At 61.6% G+C, this 3,896-nt stretch carries 1 protein-coding gene; it reads right to left on the bottom strand.

What is annotated here, in order from left to right; all coding sequences use genetic code 11:
- Positions 1-64: 64 nt before the first annotated feature.
- On the bottom strand, positions 65-3,896 hold a 3,832-nt coding region (locus NW819_RS06230), incomplete at its 5' end, for a magnesium chelatase subunit H (protein WP_414413224.1).

The following is a 3,896-nucleotide window of genomic DNA, read 5'->3' as shown; positions in this document are numbered from 1 at the left end:
CTCCGTCCCGCTGGCGCGAACAGTAGCCCAGACGTCTCACGCTAACCTGAAACAACCATATTAATTACTCCACCCCTTCGATTCTGTCCTCGATCTCCTGATACAGCTCCTGCAGACGCTCGATATTGGCCTGGGAAGTCTGCCAGTAGCCACGCCCATGCACCTCCAGCAGGGATCCGACAATGCGCCGGAAGGAGTGGGGGTTGAGGTTCATCAAGCGCTGCCGCATCGCCTCGTCCTTGATGAAAGTCTCGTTGGTTTCTTCGTAGATCCAGTTGTCCACCGCGCCTGCCGTGGCCGACCAGCCGGAGGTGTTGACCAGCCGCTTGGCGATCTCCCGTACCCCTTCGTAGCCGTGCTTGAGCATCCCCTCATACCACTTGGGGTTGAGGAGCTTGGTGCGGGCGTCCAGACGGATGGTTTCGCTCAGGGTGCGGATCTGGGCGTTGGGCGTGGTGGTATCTGCCATGTAGGCCGAGGGGGCCTTGCCGTCGGGGCGCAGGCTTTGCACCAGCTTGGTGGGATCCGCGTCGAAGTAGTGGCTGACATCGGTCAGGCTGATCTCCGAGGAGTCCAGGTTCTGGAAGGTCACATCCACCGTCTTCAAGCTGGCTTCAAAAAGCTGCCGCATCTGCTGGTTAGGCAGATTCGAGCCGAAGGCAAAGGACTTGCGGGATAGGTACATCTCCCGCAGCTCGCTTTCATCTTCCCAAGAGCTGTTTTCCACCGCCAGGTTGATGTTGGCCGAGTAGGATCCGGAAGCGTTGGAAAAGACCCGCGTTGCCGCCTGCTCCAACGTCAGCCCCAGTTCTTCTGCCTGCTGCAAGGCGTGCTTGCGCACAAAGTTCAGCTCCGGTGGCTCCACCGCTGCGGCCGCCAGCTTCACCGCCCGGTCGATCAGGTCCATCTGGTTAACAAACAGATCCCGGAATACCCCCGAGCAGTTCACCACCACATCAATGCGGGGCCGGCCCAGTTCCTCTAAGGGGATTAACTCCACCTTGTTCACCCGCCCCAGGGCATCGGGTTTGGGTCGCACCCCCAGCAAACACAGCACCTGCGCCAGCGACTCCCCGTAGGTCTTGATGTTGTCGGTGCCCCAGAGCACCACCGAGATGGTTTCCGGGTACCGGCCACCGTTACTGCTCATCTCGCGAGCCAGCAGCCGTTCCACCACCATCTCCGCCGACTGGATGGCGGCTGCCGTGGGGATGGACTGGGGATCCAAAGCGTGGATGTTGCGCCCTGTCGGCAACACATTGGGGTTGCGGATGGGATCCCCCCCCGGCCCCGGCGAAATGTACTCCCCTTCCAAGGCCCGCAGCAGGGATCCCAGCTCATAATCTGCCGTAATTTGCTTGAGGCACTCCTCCAGAAATTCAAACAAGGGCTTCAAAAGATCCGGATCCACCTGGGGGTAGCCCGCTTCTTTTAGGACTGCCAACCAGGGGGCTTGCCGGCCCATGTTGAAAAAGTTGAGCTTGGCCACCCGCGCGACCCGGCCCTGGGCGTCGGTCTGCTCCTGCACCAGCGCCGCCACCGCCTTCTGGCAGGCCTTGTTGATGCGATCCAGCAGCTCCGTATCCGCCAGGTGTCCCCGATCCCGGTTGCGGTAGATCTCGTCGATGTCCCGGCCCAGGCTTTGGGCAAGAATGCGCGGCAGACCCAGGATCCCTTCTTCCGGGCGGTCAATGCTGGCAATGCTCACCAGGGTGGCAATCGCCTCCTCTGCTGTGGGGGGCGCTCCAATGACGTGCAGACCACAGGGCAACAGCCGCGACTCGATCTCCATCAGCTGGGCGTAGAGCTTGCCCACCACCCTGTCCCGCTCTTCCAAGCTCAACTGGGCGGCGTCCCCCTGGGGCAACTCCACATCCTTGTCCAGGTTCACCAGCCGCGCCTTGTCGCAGATGGCGTTGACGATGGCGATGCCCCGCGCCCCCTCCCGCAGGGTTTGGTAGGAGCCGATCATCTCCCGCAGCTCTTGCAGCCCCTTGTAGAGGCCGGCGTTTTCTGCCGGCGGCGTCAGGTAGCTGATGGTGCAGGCGTAGCCCCGCCGCTTGGCAATAGTGGCCTCACTGGGGTTGTTGGCGGCGTAGTAGTACAGGTTGGGCAGGGATCCAATTAGATTATCCGGATAGCACTCGCCCGACATGCCGATCTGCTTGCCCGGCATAAACTCCAGGGATCCATGGGTGCCAAAGTGCAACACCGCATCCGCCCCCCAAACTTTCTCCAGGTAGGTGTAGTAAGCAGCAAAGCCGTGGTGGGGGCTGGCTGACCTGGAAAAAAGCAGCCGCATGGGATCCCCTTCATAGCCGAAGGTGGGCTGCACCCCGATGAACACATTGCCAAAGTGCTTGCCGTAGATGAGCAGATTTTGCCCATCGGTATTCAGGTGCCCCGGCGCTGGCCCCCAGTATTGCTCGATGGCTTTCACGTAGGGTGTCAGCGCCTCGTACTCCCGCACCGACAGTTTGGCGGCCACATTCAGCTCCGGGCTGGCGTACTGGGCCTGGGGATCGTGCAGGATGGACTCCATCAGCTCCTGCGGGGTTTTGGGCAGCTCGGGGCCGAGGTCATAGCCGTTGTGGGCCAGGGCCTGCATCACCCGGTGAATAGAGGCAAATACATCCAAGTAGGCTGCTGTCCCCACATTGCCCTTGTCCGGCGGGAAGCTGAAAACGGTGATGGCGATCTTCTTCTCCAGCTTGGGCTTACGTCGCAGGTTGGCCCACTTAATCGCCCGCGCCGCGATCAACTCAATCCGATCCTGCATGGCATGGGCTTTGCCGGTGGCCGCGTCCCGCCCTGAGAGGATGATGGGATCAATGGCCCCGTCCAGCTCGGGAATGGCAATCTGCAGAGCCACCTGCACCGGGTGCAGCCCCAGGTCGCTGGCAGCCCATTCCTCCGTCGATTGAAACACCAAGGGCAGCGCCACCATGTAGGGGCGATTCAGCCGTTGCAGCGCTTCCACCGCTTTGGGGTGATCCTGCCGCGCCGGCCCTCCCACCAGGGCAAACCCGGTTAGCGACACGACCACATCCACAATGGGCGCTGTCTTCTGCGCGTTCCAGAAAAACTCGTTCACTGGCTTGGAGAAATCTAGACCCCCGGCAAACACCGGCACCACCCGCGCCCCGCGCGACTCCAGCTCTTGCACCATGGCCACGTAGTGGGCATCATCCCCCGTCACCAGGTGGGTGCGCTGCAACACCAACCCCACGCAGGGAGCCAAGGGATCCTTCACGTCCTGCGGCAGATCCTCGCGGGCGTTGTACCAATCCAAATACTCCGCCAGACTGGCAAACATCTGCGGCGCCAAGGGGTGCCAGATGCCCATCTCCAAGTAGGTGACCGGCTCGGCAAAGGAGAGCTGCCCCCGCATCCCCGGCAGGTAGCGATCCGCCAACATCAGCAAAAAGTTCTCCAGGTTCTCGCGGGATCCCCCCAGCCAGTACTGGAAGCTGAGCATGAAGTTGCGGGCATCCTGCGCCTTGTCGAAGGGCAGATACTTCAGCACCTTGGGCAGCGTCTGCAGCAGCTTCAACATCCCCTCCTGGAAGTTGGATCCCTGCTGGCGCTTGCGCATAAACTGGGCGATGGCGCTCTTGGACTGGCCTAGCTGCGCCATAGAAAAGGCTCCCATCTTGTTCAGGCGCATCACCTCCGGCATGGAGGGAAACACCACCACCGCATCCAGCCGTTCCCGCAGGGGTTCTACCGCCTGCACCACCTTCTGGGCAATGTCCTCGATGAAGATCAAGGATCCAATAAAGACATTGGCCGTTTCCAGATCCCGCCGAAAAGCCTCATAGCCCGCGGGATCCCGCAGCTCCTCCACCAGATAGCCGGCCAGCTCCACCGCCAGCTTGGAGTTGTGGGCGTTGATG

This window comes from Synechococcus sp. R8-2, assembly GCF_047461715.1.
Taxonomy (GTDB): domain Bacteria; phylum Cyanobacteriota; class Cyanobacteriia; order Thermostichales; family Thermostichaceae; genus Thermostichus.
The sequence above is the reverse complement of the archived record's forward strand: the minus strand, read 5'-3'. Positions and strand labels throughout refer to the sequence as shown.